The sequence below is a fragment of the Saccharothrix sp. HUAS TT1 genome, from assembly GCF_040744945.1.
Classification (GTDB): Bacteria; Actinomycetota; Actinomycetes; order Mycobacteriales; family Pseudonocardiaceae; genus Actinosynnema.
In genome coordinates this window covers 4518242-4535513 of the sequence record NZ_CP160453.1, presented here as the reverse complement: position 1 = coordinate 4535513, position 17272 = coordinate 4518242, and the positions used below count along the sequence as shown (strand labels likewise).

Annotated in this window: 12 protein-coding genes; 6 read left to right on the top strand and 6 right to left on the bottom strand. The window is 74.8% G+C overall.

The features are described from left to right. Nucleotides 1–163: 163 nt before the first annotated feature. Genes AB0F89_RS21785 through AB0F89_RS21770 form a run of 4 tightly spaced genes read right to left on the bottom strand, consistent with a single transcriptional unit; the run spans nucleotide 164 to nucleotide 3675 of the window. Nucleotides 164–1144 (bottom strand): glycine betaine ABC transporter substrate-binding protein, encoded by a 981-nt coding sequence (locus AB0F89_RS21785; protein ID WP_367127356.1) that lies wholly within the window; start codon nucleotides 1142–1144, stop codon nucleotides 164–166. After that, nucleotides 1141–1926 (bottom strand): ABC transporter permease, encoded by a 786-nt coding sequence (locus AB0F89_RS21780; RefSeq protein ID WP_367127355.1) that lies wholly within the window; start codon nucleotides 1924–1926, stop codon nucleotides 1141–1143. Before AB0F89_RS21780 ends, AB0F89_RS21785 begins: the two co-directional genes overlap by 4 nt. Then, entirely contained in the window at nucleotides 1923–2987 is a 1065-nt protein-coding gene (locus AB0F89_RS21775; RefSeq protein WP_367138960.1) for an ABC transporter ATP-binding protein, read from the bottom strand. Before AB0F89_RS21775 ends, AB0F89_RS21780 begins: the two co-directional genes overlap by 4 nt. Before the next feature lie 37 nt (nucleotides 2988–3024). Continuing rightward, complete coding sequence (locus AB0F89_RS21770) at nucleotides 3025–3675, bottom strand: ABC transporter permease (protein ID WP_367127353.1); 651 nt, start codon at nucleotides 3673–3675, stop codon at nucleotides 3025–3027. 254 nt (nucleotides 3676–3929) lie between these two features. Here AB0F89_RS21770 and AB0F89_RS21765 point away from each other — a divergent pair, with 254 nt between their 5' ends. Together AB0F89_RS21765 and fxsT are read left to right on the top strand one after the other, a co-directional pair. After that, nucleotides 3930–6065 (top strand): hypothetical protein, encoded by a 2136-nt coding sequence (locus AB0F89_RS21765; protein WP_367127352.1) that lies wholly within the window; start codon nucleotides 3930–3932, stop codon nucleotides 6063–6065. Between the two features lie 281 nt (nucleotides 6066–6346). Then, entirely contained in the window at nucleotides 6347–8776 is a 2430-nt protein-coding gene (gene fxsT / locus AB0F89_RS21760; RefSeq protein WP_367127350.1) for an FxSxx-COOH system tetratricopeptide repeat protein, read from the top strand. 82 nt (nucleotides 8777–8858) lie between these two features. Here the strand turns inward: fxsT and AB0F89_RS21755 are convergent, their stop codons facing one another. Continuing rightward, on the bottom strand, nucleotides 8859–10292 hold the full coding sequence (locus AB0F89_RS21755; protein WP_367127349.1) for a cellulose binding domain-containing protein: 1434 nt from the start codon (nucleotides 10290–10292) through the stop codon (nucleotides 8859–8861). A 404-nt stretch (nucleotides 10293–10696) separates the two neighbouring features. Between AB0F89_RS21755 and AB0F89_RS21750 the strand changes: the two genes are divergently transcribed. Then, nucleotides 10697–11386, top strand: a complete 690-nt coding sequence (locus tag AB0F89_RS21750; protein ID WP_367127347.1) for a response regulator transcription factor — start codon at nucleotides 10697–10699, stop codon at nucleotides 11384–11386. After that, complete coding sequence (locus tag AB0F89_RS21745; RefSeq protein ID WP_367127346.1) at nucleotides 11383–12663, top strand: sensor histidine kinase; 1281 nt, start codon at nucleotides 11383–11385, stop codon at nucleotides 12661–12663. Before AB0F89_RS21750 ends, AB0F89_RS21745 begins: the two co-directional genes overlap by 4 nt. A gap of 11 nt (nucleotides 12664–12674) precedes the next feature. On the opposite strand, the gene AB0F89_RS21740 is transcribed toward AB0F89_RS21745, so the two are convergent. Further along, nucleotides 12675–14171, bottom strand: coding sequence for an aromatic amino acid ammonia-lyase (locus tag AB0F89_RS21740; protein ID WP_367127344.1), 1497 nt, complete (start codon nucleotides 14169–14171; stop codon nucleotides 12675–12677). 63 nt (nucleotides 14172–14234) lie between these two features. Between AB0F89_RS21740 and AB0F89_RS21735 the strand changes: the two genes are divergently transcribed. Then, nucleotides 14235–15785, top strand: coding sequence for an NAD(P)-binding domain-containing protein (locus tag AB0F89_RS21735; RefSeq protein WP_367127343.1), 1551 nt, complete (start codon nucleotides 14235–14237; stop codon nucleotides 15783–15785). After that, a complete protein-coding gene (locus AB0F89_RS21730; RefSeq protein WP_367127341.1) occupies nucleotides 15772–17259 on the top strand; it encodes a class I adenylate-forming enzyme family protein in 1488 nt (495 codons plus the stop codon). Before AB0F89_RS21735 ends, AB0F89_RS21730 begins: the two co-directional genes overlap by 14 nt. The last annotated feature ends 13 nt before the right edge of the window (nucleotides 17260–17272 follow it).

Genomic DNA, 17272 nt, shown 5'->3' with positions numbered 1-17272 from the left:
CCGGGGTCGGCAGGCACGTCGAGCACGAGGACGTTGCCCTGCCCCGGTTCAGCTTGGAGGTGGGCGACGTCCTCGTGCTCGACAGCTACCGCTGCCGGCACGGCCGCGACCCGCACACCGGGGCGCGCGCCACCGCACGGCGAACCGCCGACCCGGCGTCGGCTCAGGTGGCGGGCAGGGTGACGAAGCCCTCGCGGACCATCCAGTCCCGGGCGACCGCCGCCGGGTCGCGGCCGTCGACGTCCACCTCGGCGTTGAGCGCGCGGATCGTGTCGTTGTCCAGCGCCTCGACCACCGGCGCCAGCACCTCCGCGACCTGCGGGTGGGCGGTGTGGAAGTCCTCGCGCAGCACGACGGCGGCGTTGTACTGCGGGAAGAACTTCCGGTCGTCCTCCAGCACCACCAGGTCGAGCGCGGTGATGCGGCCGTCGGTGGTGAACACCTCGCCGAAGTTGCACAGCCCCTGCGCGGTCGCGGTGTAGATGGTGCCGGTGCCGAACGTCTTGACCCGCACGGCGCCCGGGTCGAACCCGTACGCCCGCGCGACGCCCGGGAACCCGTCGTCGCGGCTGGTGAACTCGGTCTCCAGGCAGAACACGCCCTGGGAGGGGTCCCGCGCGATCAGCTCGACCATGTCGGACGTCGTGCGCAGGTCGTGCGCGCGGGCGTAGTCCGCGGTCACCGCGAAGGCGTAGGTGTTGTTGACCGCCGAGTAGTCCAGCCAGCGCAGGCCGTTGCGGGCCAGGTCGGCGTCGCGGACGGCCTCGTACTGCGCCCGCTCCTCGGGGATCGGCTCGGTGTTGCCGAGGTAGCTGATCCAGCCGGTGCCGGTGTAGTCCCAGGACACGTCGACGTCGCCGGTGATCAACGCCTGCCGGGAGCTGTTGGAGCCCTGGATGTTGGTCATGTCCCGGACCTCGGCCCCGGCCGCGTCCAGCGCGACCTCGGCGACGTAGCCGAGCACCTGGTTCTCGGTGAAGTCCTTGGAGCCGACCGCGACGTCCACCCCGGCCAGCTCGGGCACGGGCCGGATCGAGCCCGGCCCCACCTCGAACGGCAGCGCGAACGACGACTCCAGCCCGCAGCCGGACAGCACCGCGGACACCACCAGCAGCGCGGTCAGCCTGATCCGCCGCCCGGTCATCGCAGCCCCTTCGGCCCGAGGTGGGTCTCGGCCACCGCGCCGAGCCAGTCGACCAGCAGGGCGAGGCCGACGGCCAGCACCGCGCCGGTGATCAGCACGGGCGCCCTGGCCAGCTTGTAACCGGTGTCGATCAGCAGGCCGAGGCCGCCGCCGTTGACGAACACCGCCAGCGTGGCCACGCCGACGGCGTGCACCAGCGCGGTGCGCAGCCCGGCCAGGATCAGCGGCACGGCCAGCGGCAGCTCGATCCGGCGCAGCACCGCCAGGGCCGACATGCCGATGCCGCGACCCGCGTCCACCAGCGCCGGGTCGACCCCCTGGAGGCCGACCACGGTGTTCCGCAGCACCGGCAGCAGCGTGTAGAAGGCGATCGGCAGCACCGCCGCCCACAGCCCCTCCATCCCGGACACCAGGAAGAACAGCACCAGGATGCCGATCGCGGGCGACGCCTGGCCGATCGTGGCGATGCCGAGGAACACCGGCGCGGCGCGGCGGGCGCCGGGCCGGGTGAGCACGATCCCCAGCGGCACGGCCACCACCAGCACCAGCGCGGTCACCACGACGCTGATCACCAGGTGGTCCCAGGTCGCGGAGGTCAGCGCGGCGGCGTTCAGGCTCTGCCGCTCGATGGAGTCGAGGTCCCGGCTGAACGCCCAGGCCAGCACGCCGCCGACGAGCAGGACCACGACGACCGGCTGGACCAGCAGCCGGAGCCGTTCGGCCCGCCGGCGCGCCGCCGCCGGAGCGGTCGCCGCGGCCTGCGACGAGGTCGCCGCCGTCACACGCCCACCTCCGCGTGGTCGTCGCGCAGCTTCTGCACGGTGCCGATCACCGCGTCCACCTCGACCAGGCCCACGTACTCGCCGCGCGCCCCCGTGACGACCGCCGCGCCGCCCTCGGTGAGGATGGCCTCCAGCGCGTCCTGGAGCGTCGACTGCAGCGACACGGAGTCGCCGACGGGCCGCGGCTGCCCCGGGTTGCCCGCGTGCACCCAGCTCACCGGGCGGCCGCGGGCGTCCAGCAGCAGCGCGTACCGGTGCGGCGAGCCGGCCAGCCGGCGGCCGACCTCGGCGGGTTCGTCCCGCACCGACGCCGTCACCGCCTGGCTCAGCTCGACCTCGCGCACCCGGCGCAGCCGGAGCTGCTTGAGCGACGCGCCCGCGCCGACGAAACCGGCGACCGTGTCGTCCGCCGGGTTGGCCAGGATCGCCTCGGGCGTGTCGTACTGGAGCACGGTCGAGCGCGGCCCGAGCACCGCGATCCGGTCGCCGATCTTGACCGCCTCGTCGAAGTCGTGCGTGACGAACACGATCGTCTTGCGCAGCTCGGCCTGCAACCGCATCAGCTCGTCCTGCAGGTTGCCGCGGGTGATCGGGTCCACCGCGCCGAACGGCTCGTCCATCAGCAGCACGGGCGGGTCGGCGGCCAGCGCCCTGGCGACGCCGACGCGCTGCTGCTGGCCGCCCGAGAGCTGCCGCGGGTAGCGGTCGCGGAAGTCGGCCGGGTCGAGCCCCACCAGGTCCAGCATCTCGTCCACCCGCTCGGCGATCCGGTCGCGGCCCCAGCCGAGCAGGCCCGGCACCGCGCCGACGTTCTGGCCGACGGTCATGTGCGGGAACAGCCCGGCCTGCTGGATGGCGTACCCGATGCCGCGGCGCAGCTCGTCCGGGTCGAGCGACCGCGTGTCCTGCCCGTCGAGGGCGATCCGGCCGGACGTCGGCTCGATCAGCCGGTTGACCATGCGCATGGTGGTCGTCTTGCCGCACCCGGACGGCCCGACGAACACCACGGTCTCGCCGGCCGGGACGGTCAGGCTGAACGACTCCACGGCGGGCGCGGCCATACCGGGGTAGCGCTTGGTCACGTCGACGAACTCGATCTCACTGGCCACGGATCCCCCTGGAGACGGTGTACCGCCCGATGAGCGCGAAGATCCCGTCCAGGACCAGCGCGAGGACGACGATGCCGACGGTCCCGGCGATCGCCTGGTTGGTCGCGTTCGCGCTGCCCGCCCTGGTCAGCCCGGCGAAGATCTCGACGCCGAGACCGGGGCCGCGGGCGTAGGCGGCGATCGCGGCGATGCCCATCAGCATCTGCGTGGCGACCCGGGCGCCCGCCAGGATCGCGGGCCACGCCAGCCGCAGCTCGACCCTGGTCAGCACGCGCACCCGGCCCATGCCGATGCCGCGGGCCGCGTCGCGCACCGCCGGGTCGACGCCGCCGAGGCCGACGATCGTGTTCCGCACCACCGGCAGCAGCCCGTACAGCACCAGCGCGACCACCGTCGGCTTCACGCCCAGGCCCAGCACCGGGATCAGCAGGCCCAGCAGCGCGAACGACGGGATGGTGAGCACGGCGCTGGTCAACGCGGTCGCGGCGGTCGAGCCGAGCGGGCTGCGGTGCACCGCCACCCCGATCGCCACGCCGATCAACCCGGCCAGCAGCGCGCACTGCACCACGGCGCTGACGTGCAGCACCGCTTCGACCAGCAGCCTGCTCCACCGGTCCGAGACGAACTCCCAGAAGCTCACGGCGCCGCCCTGGGTCCGCGCTCCCCCGCGCGTATCGGTTCCGCGGTGTGCGGGTGCGGGCAGTTCCCGATGGCGCGCGGCCTCACCGGCCGCTCAACAAGAGTCATGACCCGGCCATCCTCCCGCAGCGGATCGGCACCGCACCTGACGAAGACCTGACGATCCGCTGCGCGCGCGGTCCGCCGCACCAGTCCTGATCGGACTCCGAAAACCCCGGACGCGGGTTGGGCTCGCTCTGCTGTAATGAGCGTCCCATGCCCGAAGACAGAGCGCTCATCCAGAAGACGCTGCGCGTGCCGGCGTCACCCGGCGCCCCCGGTGACGGCCGCGCCGTCGCCCGGCAGTTCGACGCCACGCTCCTCCAGGCCGGGTTCAAGGCGTCCGGCGACCTCCTGCGGCACCTGTCGGGGCTGTCGCCCGCCGCGGCGAGGACCCTCGCCGTCGGGGCGGTCGTCGCGGTGCGCGAGCTGGTGGCCGACCACGTCGCGCACAACCCCTGCTTCCGCGACTTCCCGGACGGCGTGCCGGACACCACCGAGTTCTGGCTGACCTGCCTGCGCAAGGCGATCGGCGACGGGCCGCCGCCGGCCGTCCTGGACCTCCTGCGGCTGCCGGAGTACGGCCGCGCGCGGCACTCGTACGAGGAGTTGCTGGCCGCGCACGACGAGCTGGTCCCGTCGGTGCGGGACCGGCTCACGGTGCTGCACCTGGGCGGGACCGCGGCCGAGGAGGCCCGGTCGCTGTACGCCGAGCTGGCCACGAGCACCACGCCGCTGCGCGAGGAGGACCTGATCCTGCTCGGCGACCTGGCCCGGTCCTGCCCGGACGGTGAGCAGCCCGACCCGATCCCGGTGCGGGAGAACCGGGCCGTGGTCAACGCGGCCCGCCTCGCGGCGGGTCGGCCGCCGGTGGCCGTGGACACCGTGACGGACGTGCTGCGGCTGGCCTGCGCGGCCTCGGGCGGCGACGTGACCCTGTTGCGGCCGACGAGGTTCCGGTCGTTCCGCCGCCCCGAGCGCCGGGCGCTGCTGGCCGCGCTGGACGCCGTGGTCGCCGCCGACCCGGCCAAGCTCGGCGACGTGGCGCCGCACCGCGGCCGGTGGCAGCGGCTCGGCGAGCGGCTGCACCCGCACGAGCACGGCGCGTTCCCGCACGCCCGGGACGTGTTCGCGGTGGCGCGCGGCGAGCGGGACGTCCGGTCGCTCGCGAGCCGGGTCGAGGCCCGGTTCGCCGCGGGCGACGTCCCCGGCGCGGCCCGGCTGCTGTCGGTCGCGCCCGGTCGGCTGCTCCGCTCGCTGGACCGGGTGCTGCGGTCCTGCGCGCCCGACGACGTCGAGGAGGTCGTCGGGATCGTGGAGCCCGCGCTGGGCGCCGTGTCGGGGCGGGTGCTGTGCTCGGTGCGCGAGCACCTGGTCAACCGCACCGCCGCGACCCCGACCCGGGTGTTCGTCAACCGGGAGGGGCGCGCCTGGGCGACGCCCGACGAGCGGCCGGGGCTGGACCACGCCGTCGTGTCCCGGCTGACGGCCGCGGTGGACGACGAGCTGCTGCGCAGGCTGCCCGCGCACGACCGGCTCGTGGTCGACCCCGACGTGCTCACCCTGGCGCTGCCGCTGTCGGACAAGGCCGTCGCGGACGGCTTCGGCGTGATGCCGCGCGGTTCCACCACGCCGCTGGCGGGCGAGCTGCTGCGGTTCTTCGTGCACTGGCGGCAGCGCCGCGAGTCCACCGACTACGACCTGTCGGTGCTGCTGCTGGACGACGACTTCGGCTACGCCGGGCAGGTGTCGTGGACCGACCACGGCTCCGGCGGCGCGTACTACTCCGGCGACCTCACCTCCGCGCCCGACGGCGCGACGGAGTTCATCGACGTGGTGCTGGGCACCGTGTCGGCGCGGTACGTCGTGCCGCAGGTGAACATCTACGACGGCGAGGGCTTCGCCGACGTCGCCGAGTCGGTGTTCGGCTTCATGACCAGGGACCGCGACCAGCTCGGCCGCCCGTTCGAGCCGGCCACCGTGCGGATGCGGTCCGACCTGCGCGGCTCGGGGCGCGTCGCGGTGCCGATGGTGTTCCGCCGGGACGACGACGGGTCGTGGACGGCGAAGTGGCTGCACCTGCACCAGCGCGGCGCGACGTGGGGCAACCGGGTCGAGGACCACCGCGTGACGGTGGCGGTGCTCGCCCGGTCCCTGGTCGCGCACCGGCGCACCACGGTCGGCCACCTCGTGGACCTGTTGCGCGCCAAGGCCGGTGAGACCACCGCGTGGACGCCCGGTGCGACGTTCGCGGAGCCGGTCGCCTACGTCGGGATCGAGCGGCCGGAGGGGCTGCCCGCCGGGTCGACGGTGATCACCCTGGCCACGTTGCGGAACCTGGTGCCGCGCTGACCGCTGACGAGCACGCAGGCCACGCCGTGGAACCCGATACCGCGGCGACCGTCGCGGGTGTTAGGTTGCGCGGGTGAGGCTATGGGGGAGCTTCCTCCCACTCCGAGCATAGTTCCCCCGCTCTCCTCCGCCGCCGCGGTCCTGGCCGGTCAGGCCAGGCCCGCCGCGCCGGCTCCCTGACCGCATTAGTGCGTTGTCCCGGCACTGTCCTCGGGTTCTCGTGTGCGTGATCAGCCGGCCGTGCTCGGCCTGCTCCTGGCGCGTGGACGGGGTGGTTGCCGGTGGACGGCGAGGGTGGCGGGGCGGAGCGGGTCGTCCAGTCCGGTGTCGCGTCGGGGCGGTCGGCGGTGTTGCAGGCCGGGCGGGACCTGGTCGTGGTGGTGGGCGAGCGCGTCGGGTCGGTCCCGCCGCTGCGGGCCCCCGTGCCCACCGGCGTGTTCGTCGGCCGGGACGACGAGCTGGCGCGACTGGGTTCCGCGACGGAGGGGTCCGGTCGGGTGGTGGCGGTGCACGGCCTGGGCGGGGTGGGCAAGAGCACCCTGGTGGCGCGGTTCGCCGAGCTGCACCGCGATCGGTACGAGCTGGTCTGGTGGATCACCGCGGACTCGCGGGCGGCGGTCGGCGACGGGCTCGCCGAACTGGCGGTCGGCGTGCGGCCGGACCTCGCCGCCGCGCCGCTCGAACAGCGGGTCGAGGCGGGGCTGCGGTGGCTGGCGGCCCACCGGGACTGGCTGGTGGTGCTGGACGACCTGGAGTCGCCGTCCGACGCGGACGTGCTGCTGTCACGGGTGCGCACCGGCGCAGTGGTGATCACCAGCAGGCGCGGCACCGGGTGGCGGGGCGTCCCGACCGTGGCGCTGGACGTGCTGCCGCCCGGCGCGGCGGAGGAGCTGCTGGCCGGGACCGCGCGCGCCGACTGGCCGGACGCCGACCTCGACGGCGCGCGCCGGCTGTGCGACGAGCTCGGGCAGCTGCCGCTGGCCGTCCACCAGGCGGGCGCCTACCTGGCCCAGAACCGCATCACCCCGACCTCCTACCTGGCGCTGCTGGACCGGTACCCGGCGCGGGTGTTCACCGCGACCGGCGAGGGCGCCGACGCGCGGCGGACGATGGCACGGGTCTGGCGGGTCACCCAGGACCGGCTGGCCGACACGCCGGCGGCGGGCCGGGTGCTGCGCGAGCTGGCCTGGTACGCCCCGGACGACATCCACCGCGCGTTCCTGGGCGACGACGACGTGGACGTGCTGGACGCGCTGGGCAGGCTGGCGGCGTACAGCATGATCCGCCTCGACCGGCACGCGGTGAGCGTGCACCGGCTGGTGCAGGCGGTCAGCCGCACGCCGGACCCGGACGACCCGCACCGGCGGGCCGAGGACGTCGCCGCGGCCCGGGACGCCGCCACCACCGCGCTGTCCCGGGTCGTGGGCGGGCTGGACCGGCAGGAGCCCGGGGCCTGGCCGGTGTACCGCGCGGTCCTGCCGCACGCCCGGGCGCTGCTGGACCACAGCGATCCCGCGGACGACACGGCGTGGACCTCCGCCCTGCTCAACGGGGTGGGCCTGTTCCTGGCCCACCAGGGCGACCTGGCCACCGCGACCGCCCACTTCACCCGCGCGCTCCGCAACGCCGAGGACTCCGGCGACCACCAGGGCGTCGCCGCGCTGCGGAACAACCTGGCGCAGGCGTGGACGGCGGCGGGCGAGCACGCACTGGCGATCGCCGGCCACGAGGCCGCGCTCGCCGACTCGCTGGAGGCGCTGGGCCCCGACCACCCGCACACGCTGGTCAGCCGCACGAACCTGGCCAACACCTACCTGGAGGCCCGGGACGTGGCGCGCGCGGCGCCCCTGTACGAGAAGTCGCTCGCCGAGTGCAGGCGCGCCGTCGGCGACGACCACCCGTCCACCTTGGAGGCGCGGGTGAACCTGGTCCGCGGCCTGCGGCACTCGGGCGACCTCGCCGGCGCCGTGACCGCCGGGCGGCGGGCGGTGGCGGAGTGCGAACGGGTGCTCGGCGGGGACCACGTGTCCACCTTCACCGCCCGCAACAACCTCGCCACCGCGCTGCTGGAGCTCGGGCACGTGCGGCAGGCGGTCCGGATCTTCGAGGCGCTGGCGCGGGACGAGGAGCGGGCGCTCGGCGCGGACCACCCGGACGCCCTCACCGCCCGGCTCAACCTGGCCTCCGCCTACCGGGAGGCCGGGCTGGTGCGGCTCGCCGCCGTGCGCCACCGCGAAGTGGCCGCCCACGTCGAGCGCGTGCTCGGCCCGACGCACCCGCTCACGTTCGCGGCGCGCAACGACCTGAGCACGACCCTGCTCGCCGCCGGTGAGGTGCGCGGCGCGCTGTCGTCCAGTGCGGAGACCCTGGAGCGGGCGCGCCGGCGGTTCGGCGACGCCCACCCGCTGACCCTGGTCGCGATGAACAACCACGCGCTGGCCCGGGACGGGGGCGGTGACCACGCCGCGGCGGTCGAGCTGCTGGAGGCCGCCCGGGACACCCTGGAACGCGACCTCGGCCCCGACCACCCGCAGGCGCTGACGTGCCGCGACAACCTGGCCTCCGCGCTGTGGGACGCCGGGCGGCACGAGCGGGCGGTGGCGGAGTTCCACTCGGTGATCGCCGACCGGGAGCGGGTGCTGGGCGCCGACCACCCCGCGACGCTGAACGCGCGCGCGAACCTGCGGCACGCGCTGACCGGCAGTCGTTGACCGCCAGTCGTTGACCGCCAGTCGTTGACCGACAGTCACCCGGCGCGCGCCGCAGCGCGGGACGATGGTCCGGAGTGGACGGTCACCAGGCCAGTGGCAGGGTCGCGATGAACGCGCCCAGCCGCTCGGCGATGAGCCGGTGGTCGCGGGCCGACGGGTGCCAGTGGCAGCCGGCGTTGTCCAGCCCGCTGTTGTCCTGGTACCAGTGGCGGACGCGGGCGTCGCCGCGGCTGTTGCGCTCGGCCACGACCTGGCGCGTCGAGTCGAGGAACGCGGTGGTGTTGCCCATCTGGGTGGCGATGACGACGATGGTGGTGTCGTTGCCGTAGCGGGCGCGCAGCTTGTCCAGGAAACCGTGGTACGCCGTCTTGTAGGCGGTGACCAGGCTCTCCGGCGTCCACGGCTCGCCGGGGTTGACGGCGGTCGAGAAGTCGTTGATGCCCAGGCCGACGACGACCAGCTGCGGTCGCCAGCCCGCCGGCTTCGGCCACACGTCGCCGTCGACGGCGAGCAGCGCGCGGTCGTAGTAGGTGCGGTAGTCGGCGCCCGCCTCGCCGCCGTTGTAGTTGCGCACCATGCCGCGACCGGAGAAGGCGTTGACCTGGTAGTCGGCGCCGAGCGCGCGGGCGGTCAGCGCGCTGAACGCGCGGTCGGCGTCGGTGGTGCGGTTGACCTGGTCGCCGGTGCAGTCGCGGGAGGTGGACAGGTTGCCGTAGCCGGCGGTGTGCGAGTCGCCGATGAACTCGACCTGCCTGGTCCGCGGCGCGGGCTTGGCCAGGACCGCCCCGCCGGGCGCGGCGACGAAGCCGCGGAACGCGCTGGTGGCCCACGGGCTCTCGCTGCGCTTGACCAGCCGGACGGTGTGCTCGGCGTCGGCCAGGCCGTTGACCCAGTGCGTGCCGGGGGCCGGGGTCACCAGGGTGGCGGCGGTCCGGCCGTCCACCTGGACCTCGTAGTCGGCGGCCGGGTCGTCCAGCGCGACGCCGATCCCGGTGCCGCGGAACCGGCCCTCGAAGTAGACGCCGGGCCAGCTGAACCGCAGGGCGTCGGCGCCCGCCTGGACCCGGCCCGCGGTGGCGACCCGGTCGAGGACGGGGTCGCCGGGGCTGCCGGGGTCGCCGTCGCAGGCCACGCCGTTGAGGGTGAACCGGGTCGGGGCCGGGTTGGCGCCGGTGTTCGAGGCGGTGAAGCCGATCGAGGCGGAGCCCCCGGTCGCCAGGGAGCCGTTCCAGCTCGCGTTCCGCGCCGTGACGCGGTTGCCGGACTGGCTCCACGTGGCGCTCCAGCCCTGGACGACCCGCTGCCCGGCGTCGGCGAAGTCGAAGCCGAGCGACCAGCCGCCGACGGCGTCACCCAGGTTAGTGATCTTGACGTTGGCCTGGAACCCGCCGTGCCACTGGCTCGCCACCGCGTAGTCGACGCGGCAACCGGCCGCCGCGGTCGCCGCCGGCGGCAGGGCGGTGGCGGATGCGACCACCGCCGCACCGACGGCGAGCATCGCGAAGGGGCGTTCCATCGAGCCTCCTGGGTCCGGCGCCACGACGACGCGGCGACACCGCCGTCGTCCGGACGGCTCCGCGTTCGTCGTTGGCGCGCACACGAAAGACCGGGCGAACGGCGCCGAGGCGGCGGCGACGTCCTTCGCCCGGTGAGAACCGTGGGAGCCGACCGGCGCGTTCGTCAACGGGACGGCCGGTGAACGGGTGCGGATTCACTCGGTTGGCGGACGGAAACCGTCTCGGATGGCCAGGGGGGTGACGACGCGGGAGCAGTTCCGGCCGAGCCGCCGCCGTCTTTCCACAGTGGACGGAGCAAGCGGACCAACGCGCAATTGTTTCGCGACGGAGCGGGGCGGCGGAACCCCGATGACCGATCCCCGCATCACGTTGACCGAACACCCGGAAGTGCCATTCTGGTGACGTGCACGGCACCTCCAGGTCCCGGCCGGCCGACTGCTTCCGGTTGCTGCTGGTCGAGGACGACCGCGAGCTCGTGGAACTGCTCTCCGCCGCCCTGCGCGGCGAGGGCTACAGCGTGGACGTGGCGATGGACGGGCATCGCGGGCTGCACCTGGCCCTCACCCGCCCCTACGACGTGGTGGTCCTCGACCGCCGATTACCGGCGCTCGACGGGCTCGACCTCCTGGTCCGGCTGCGGTCGAAGGCGGTGCGGGCGCGGGCGTTGATGCTGACCGCGATGGGCGCCTTGCACGACCGGGTCGACGGGCTCGACGCGGGTGCCGACGACTACCTGGTGAAACCGTTCGAGCTGGACGAGCTGAGCGCGCGGTTGCGCGCGCTGTGCCGCCGGGCGGACGAGGTGCGCGAGGTGCTGCGGATCGGCGCCGGGCACCTCGACCTCGGGCAGCGGGAGGTGGTGTGGCCCGACGGGGGCCGGGTGCCGCTCACGACGAGGGAGTTCACGCTGCTGCGGGTGCTCGCGTCGTACCCGGACACCGTGCACACGCGGGCGTCGTTGCGGCGGGTGGTTTTCCCGGACGCGTCGTCCACTTCCATTGTGGACACGTACGTGTACTACCTGCGCACCAAGGTGGACCGTTCGGTGGTGCACACGGTGCAGGGACTCGGGTATCGCTTGGGGGCGTTGTGAGCCGGTCGTGGGCCGAGGCGGAGCGCGCGGTGATCCGGCGGACGCGACTGCGGATCAGCGCGCTGGTGGGGTTGGCGATCACCGTGGTGGTCGCGTTCGTCGGCGGGATCGCGTACGCCGTGATGGTGCAGGCGCAGGAAGCCCAGGTGACGCGCGAGCTGCGGTACAACGCCCGGTACGGCGCGCCGTCGACGCCGCCGGGGTGCACGTGGCTGTTCGTGCTGGAGGACGGGGTGCTGGACGACGGGCTGCTCGTCGTGCCGCCGGGCTTCCCGATGCACGACGACCTGGAGGCGGTGCGCTCGTCGGGCCGGGCGGTGGAGCGCGACCTGGAGCTGAACGGCACGCGGTACCTGGTGCTGACCCAGCCGGGCGAGGACGGGACCACCGTGCAGGCGGTGTTCGACCTGCGCTACCAGCTCGCCGACCGGCGGCACCTGCTGCTGGCGCTGGCGATCGCGGAGCTGGCCGGGCTGCTCGCGGCGACCGTGACCGGGATGCGGGTGGGCCGGGGCACGGTCGCGCCGCTGGCGGAGGCGCTGGCCCGGCAGCGGCGGTTCGTCACCGACGCGAGCCACGAGCTGCGGACCCCGATCGCGCGGGCGTACACGCGGGTGCAGCTGCTGGCCCGCCTGGCGGCGGCGGCGGACCTGCCCGACGACCACCGCGAGGGGCTGGACCGGCTCGCCCGCTCGATCCGCGGGCTCGGTGACGTGGTGGACGACCTGCTGCTGTCGGCGCGGCTGGACGAGCAGTCCGAGGGGTTCGAGGGCCTGGCCGTCGACGTGGCCGCGCTGGCGGAGGCGGTGGTGGAGGCGGAGCTCGACCAGGCGGCCGAGCGGCGGATCACGCTGACGGTGGAGCGGCCCGCCGGCCCGCTGGTGGTGGCCGGTGTGGAGACCGCGCTGCGGCGGGCGGTGGTCGAGCTGCTGGCGAACGCGGTGCGCCACACCCCGGCGGGCGGTCGGATCGAGGTGCTGCTGGGGCGGGACGGCGGTCAGGTGGCGCTGACCGTCGCGGACACCGGCGACGGGTTCGACCCGGTCGAGGTGGACCGGATCTTCGACCGCTTCCACCGCGGGCCGGGCGGGCCGGAGCGCAGCTTCGGGCTGGGGCTGGCGCTGGTGCGGGAGGTGGTGATCCGGCACGGCGGCACGGTGGAGGCGGTCGGCCGCCCCGGCCAGGGCGCCCGGTTCACCCTGAAACTGCCCGCCGCCCGGCCGGGTGGCGCGGATTCGGCGGACACCGGCGAGGAGATCGGCACCGGATCGCGGTAGCGCGCCCCGCCTCACCACCCGAACCCGATCACCACCTCGGCCGCCCGGCGCACGTCCCCGTCCAGCGGCCGGTCGGGGTCCACCGGGTCGACCGCCTCGCACAGCGCGTCCAGCAGCGCCGCGCACCCCGGCGCCGTGGGCCGCCGACCGCCGACGTGCACGGCCTGGCGCAGGCCCAGCGCCAGCGAGCCGCACAGCAGCCGGAGCAGGCCCGCCACGTCGTGCGCCCGCAGCGCGGCCTGGGTGCCGAACGGCACGACGTCCTGGTTGTGCAGGTTCGTCGGCAGGCTCTGGGTGCTCGCGGGCACGGCGGCGCGGCGGATCTCGGCCACGAACGCGGTGGTCGCCAGCTGCACGCCCTGCAACCCGTGCTGCTGCCCCGGCCCGGCGGCCAGCATCGGCGGCAGGCCGGTGTTGCGGGTCGGGTCCACCAGCAGGTCCAGCTGCCGCTCGGCGAGGTTGCCCAGCGACGCGGTGACCATCGCCAGCACGTCGGCGGCGAACGCGGCCGGTTGGCCGAAGAAGTTGCCGCCGTGCGCCACGAGGTCGTCGTCCGGGAAGAACAGCGGGTTGTCGCTGACGCCGGCCAGGTCGGCGGCCACGACGCCGTCGACGTAGCGCAGCGCGTCCTCCGCGGCCCCGAGCAGCTGCGGCGAGCACCGGATGCTGTAGGGCTCCTGGAGCGGGCGCGTGCCGGTCGGGACGACGCCGCCGAGCACGCCGCGCATGCGGTCGGCGACGGTGACCGCGCCGGCGTGCCCGTACGCGGAGATGAGGCGGGGGCCGAGGAACCCGGGGTCGGCGCCGAGGACGTCCACGAGCAGGCACGTGAGGTCCTGGATGGCGCGGTGCGACGCGCGGACGTGGTCCAGCGCGAGGGCGGTGGCGGCGGTGGTCACCGACGTGCCGTTGACCAGCGCGAGCGCGTCGCGGCCGTCGAGCGGCAGCGGGGTGAGGCCGGTGCGGCGCAGGGCCTCGTCGGCGGGCGCCCGCTCGCCGTCCACGTAGGCGTGCCCGCGCCCGCGCAGCGCCTGCGTCGCGTACGCGAGCGGGATGAGGTCGCCGCTCGCGCCGACCGAGCCGTACCGGGGCACCGCGGGGACGAACGTGGTCGCGAACATCGCCGCGAGCCCGTCCACCACGTGCCCGGAGACGCCCGAGAGTCCTTGGGCCAGCGACCACGCCCGCACGAGCAGCGCGGCGCGGACGACGTCGGCGGGCAGGTCGGGTCCCTGCCCGGCGCCGAGGTGTGCCAGCGTGTTGTCGCACTGGTCGGCCTCGTCCGGCCGCCCGGCGAAGCCGACGAGCGCGCCGAACCCGGTCTTCGCGCCGTAGACGGGGCGCCCGTCGTCGGCGAGCACGGCGCGCAGGTGCTCCCGGCCCCGGTCGAGCCGGTCCCGGACGGCGGGTCCGACGAGCACCGCGAGCGGTGTCGCGGCACGATGGAGGTCGTTGGTGCGCAGTGGCGCGCCCAGGTCCACGGGGGCGCCGGTCACGGTCGTGGTCACGGCACCGAACGTAAGCGGCCGATCTCAGAGAGTTCTGAGATCGCGTGGGTAGCTTCCCACCGCATGGCGCACGACTACCTGATCATCGGGGCCGGACCGGCCGGGTTGCAGCTCGCCGCCCTGCTGGAGCGCGACGGCCGCGACTACGCCGTCCTCGAACGCGGCCCGGTGCCGGGCGCGTTCTTCACCCGCTACCCGAGGCACCGCACGCTGATCTCGATCAACAAGGTGCGCACCGCGTCGACCGACCCGGAGAAGCGCCTGCGGATGGACTGGAACTCGCTGCTGAGCGACGACCCGGAGCTGCTGTTCACCCGCTACAGCGACCGGTACTTCCCGGCGGCCGACGACCTGGTCCGCTACCTGGCCGACTTCGCCGCCGCCACCGGCGTCCGGGTGCACCACGACACCGAGGTCGTGCGGATCTCCCGCGACGACGACGGGTTCGCCGTGCTCGACCGGGACGGGCGGACGTGGCGGGCCGCCCGGGTCGTCATGGCGACCGGCGTCTCTCAGCTGCACGTGCCGCCGATCCCGGGCATCGAGCACGTCGAGCGCTACGACACCTTCGACACCGACCCCGGGTCGTTCACCGACCAGCGGGTGCTGGTGATCGGCAAGGGCAACTCCGGGTTCGAGACCGCCGACTCGCTGATCGAGCACGCGGCGGTGGTGCACGTCGCCGGGCCGCACTCGGTCAAGCTCGCCTGGCAGACGCACTACGTCGGGCACCTGCGCGCGGTCAACAACAACTTCCTCGACACCTACCAGCTCAAGTCCGAGAACGCCGTCCTCGACGGCGCGATCGAGCACATCGAGCGGCGGCCCGGCGGCGGGTTCCGCATCCGCTTCCGCTACGCGCGCACGGTGGAGAAGCTGCGGGAGCTGGAGTACGACCGGATCATCGCGTGCACCGGGTTCCGGTTCGACGCCTCGGTGTTCGACGAGAGCTGCCGCCCGGCGCTGGTGATCGACGACCGGTTCCCGGAGCAGACGTCCGCGTTCGAGTCGACCACGGTCCCCGGCCTGCACTTCGCGGGCACGCTCACCCAGCAGCGCGACTTCAAGAAGGCCACCAGCGGGTTCATCCACGGCTTCCGCTACGGGGCACGCGCGCTGCACCGCATCCTCGCCGCGCGCCACCACGACACCCCGTGGCCCGCGACGCCGCTGGAGCCGTCACCGGAGGCGATCGGCGACGCGATCGTGGCCAGGGTGAACCGCTCCTCCGCGCTGTGGCAGCAGTTCGCGGTCATCGGCGACGTGGTGACGGTCTCCGACGGCGCCGCGCGGTACGAGGAGGAGGTGCCGGTGGCCTACCTCGCCGACGGCGGCCTCGGCCCGGCCGAGCACCGGTTCGTCGCGACGCTGGAGTACGGGCCCGACCACGACCTGGTCGACCCGTTCGACATCTCCGTGCCGCGGGTCGCGGAGAACGACGCGGCCAACGCGCACCGCTCCAGCTACCTGCACCCCGTGGTGCGCCACTACCGCGACGGCGCGCTCACCGCGACCCACCACCTGGCGGAGAACCTGGAGAACGACTGGGACCTGCCCGAGGTGCACCGGCAGCCGCTCGCCGCGTTCGTGAAGGAATGCCTTGCGGGCGCGTGACGCCGAGCCGTTCCCGCGCGCGGTGCTCGACGCGCTCGACGCCGCCGCGAACCGGCCGGTCTTCGAGCACGGCGACCGCTCCGTCACCGGAGGGGAACTGCTCGACCTGATCTCGCGGATCGCGAACGGGTTGCGGCGCGAGGGCCTCGGCCCCGGTGCCGGCGTCGCGCTCCTGCTCGGCGTGACCCCGGAGGCGTTCGCCACCGTCCTCGCCGCCCACGTGGTGGGCGCCAGGGTGCTCGGCGTGCGGCCGGGGCTGCCCGACGCGCAGCTGCGGCACCTGCTCGGCCTCGACGTCGCCGCGGTGGTCACCGACTCGACCGGCCACCACGCGCCGCACCTGTCGACGGCGATCCGCTCGGGCGGCAGGCACGCGCCGCGCGCGCTCACCGCGGAGGCGTTGCGCACCGCCCGCCGCGGTCCGCTGCGGGTCGACGGCAGGCCGGGCGACGTCGCCCGGTTGATCCACACCAGCGGCAGCACGGGCACGCCCAAGGCGTGCGCGCAGACGTACGCCGCGATGACGGCCGGGTGGGCGGCCCGACCGCAGGAGTGGCCGCCGGCGATCCGCGAGCTGGCGTCGAGGCTGGACCGCTACCTGGTGTTCGGGTCGCTGTCGAGCCAGGTGATGTTCGAGTACGCCGTGCTGGCCATCGCCGCCGGCGGGACGGTCGTCGTCGCCGACCGGCCCGAGCTGCCCGGCGCGATCACCCGCCACCGCGCCTCCGCGTGCGTGATCACCGTGCCGCGGCTGGTGAAGCTGGTCGCCGCCCAGCGCCGCGACCCGGCCGACCTCTCGACGTTGCGCGGCTTGATGGTGTCCGGCTCACCCCTGTCGCCGGACCGGCACCGCGAGGCGTTGGAGGTGCTGGGCCCGGTCGTGTTCCACGGCTACGGCCAGACCGAGACCGGCATGATCGCCATGGCCACCCCGGCGGACCCGCCCGGCTCGGTGGGCGTGCCGCCGGCCGCGGTGGACGTCGAGGTCCGCGACGCCGACGGCGCGCCCGTGCCGCCCGGGGTGGACGGCGAGCTGTTCGTCCGCACCCCGTCCCAGGCCGCCGCGTACTGGGGCGACCCGGAGCGGTCGGCCGAGGTGTTCACGGCGGGCTGGGTGCGCACCCGCGACCTGGGCCACCTCGACGCCGACGGCTGCCTGCACCTGACCGGCCGGACCAGGGACGTGGTGATCGTCAACGCGAACCTGCACCACGTCGGCCCGATCGAGCGGGCCATCGCCGAGCACCCCGACGTCGCCGAGGCGTACGTGGTCGCGGCGCCGGACGAGGACACCGGCGAGGCGGTGCACGCGTACGTCGTGCCGACCGGCGACCGGGCGCCCGACCTCGCCGCGCTGCGCGCGCTGGTGACCGCGCGGCTCGGCCCGGCGTGCGCGCCGGTGCGGGTGACCGCGATCGCAGAACCGCCGCTCGCACCGAGCGGCAAGCCGGACAAGCGCCTGCTGCACCCGTGAACGTGAGGAGAGA

What these genes read in the sequence shown, in the direction of transcription:
- AB0F89_RS21785 (WP_367127356.1), bottom strand. Translation starts at nt 1,144, where the DNA reads ATGACCGGGCGGCGGATCAGGCTGACCGCGCTGCTGGTGGTGTCCGCG.
- AB0F89_RS21775 (WP_367138960.1), bottom strand. Translation starts at nt 2,987, where the DNA reads ATGGCCGCGCCCGCCGTGGAGTCGTTCAGCCTGACCGTCCCGGCCGGC.
- AB0F89_RS21765 (WP_367127352.1), top strand. Translation starts at nt 3,930, where the DNA reads ATGCCCGAAGACAGAGCGCTCATCCAGAAGACGCTGCGCGTGCCGGCG.
- AB0F89_RS21755 (WP_367127349.1), bottom strand. Translation starts at nt 10,292, where the DNA reads ATGGAACGCCCCTTCGCGATGCTCGCCGTCGGTGCGGCGGTGGTCGCA.
- AB0F89_RS21735 (WP_367127343.1), top strand. Translation starts at nt 14,235, where the DNA reads ATGGCGCACGACTACCTGATCATCGGGGCCGGACCGGCCGGGTTGCAG.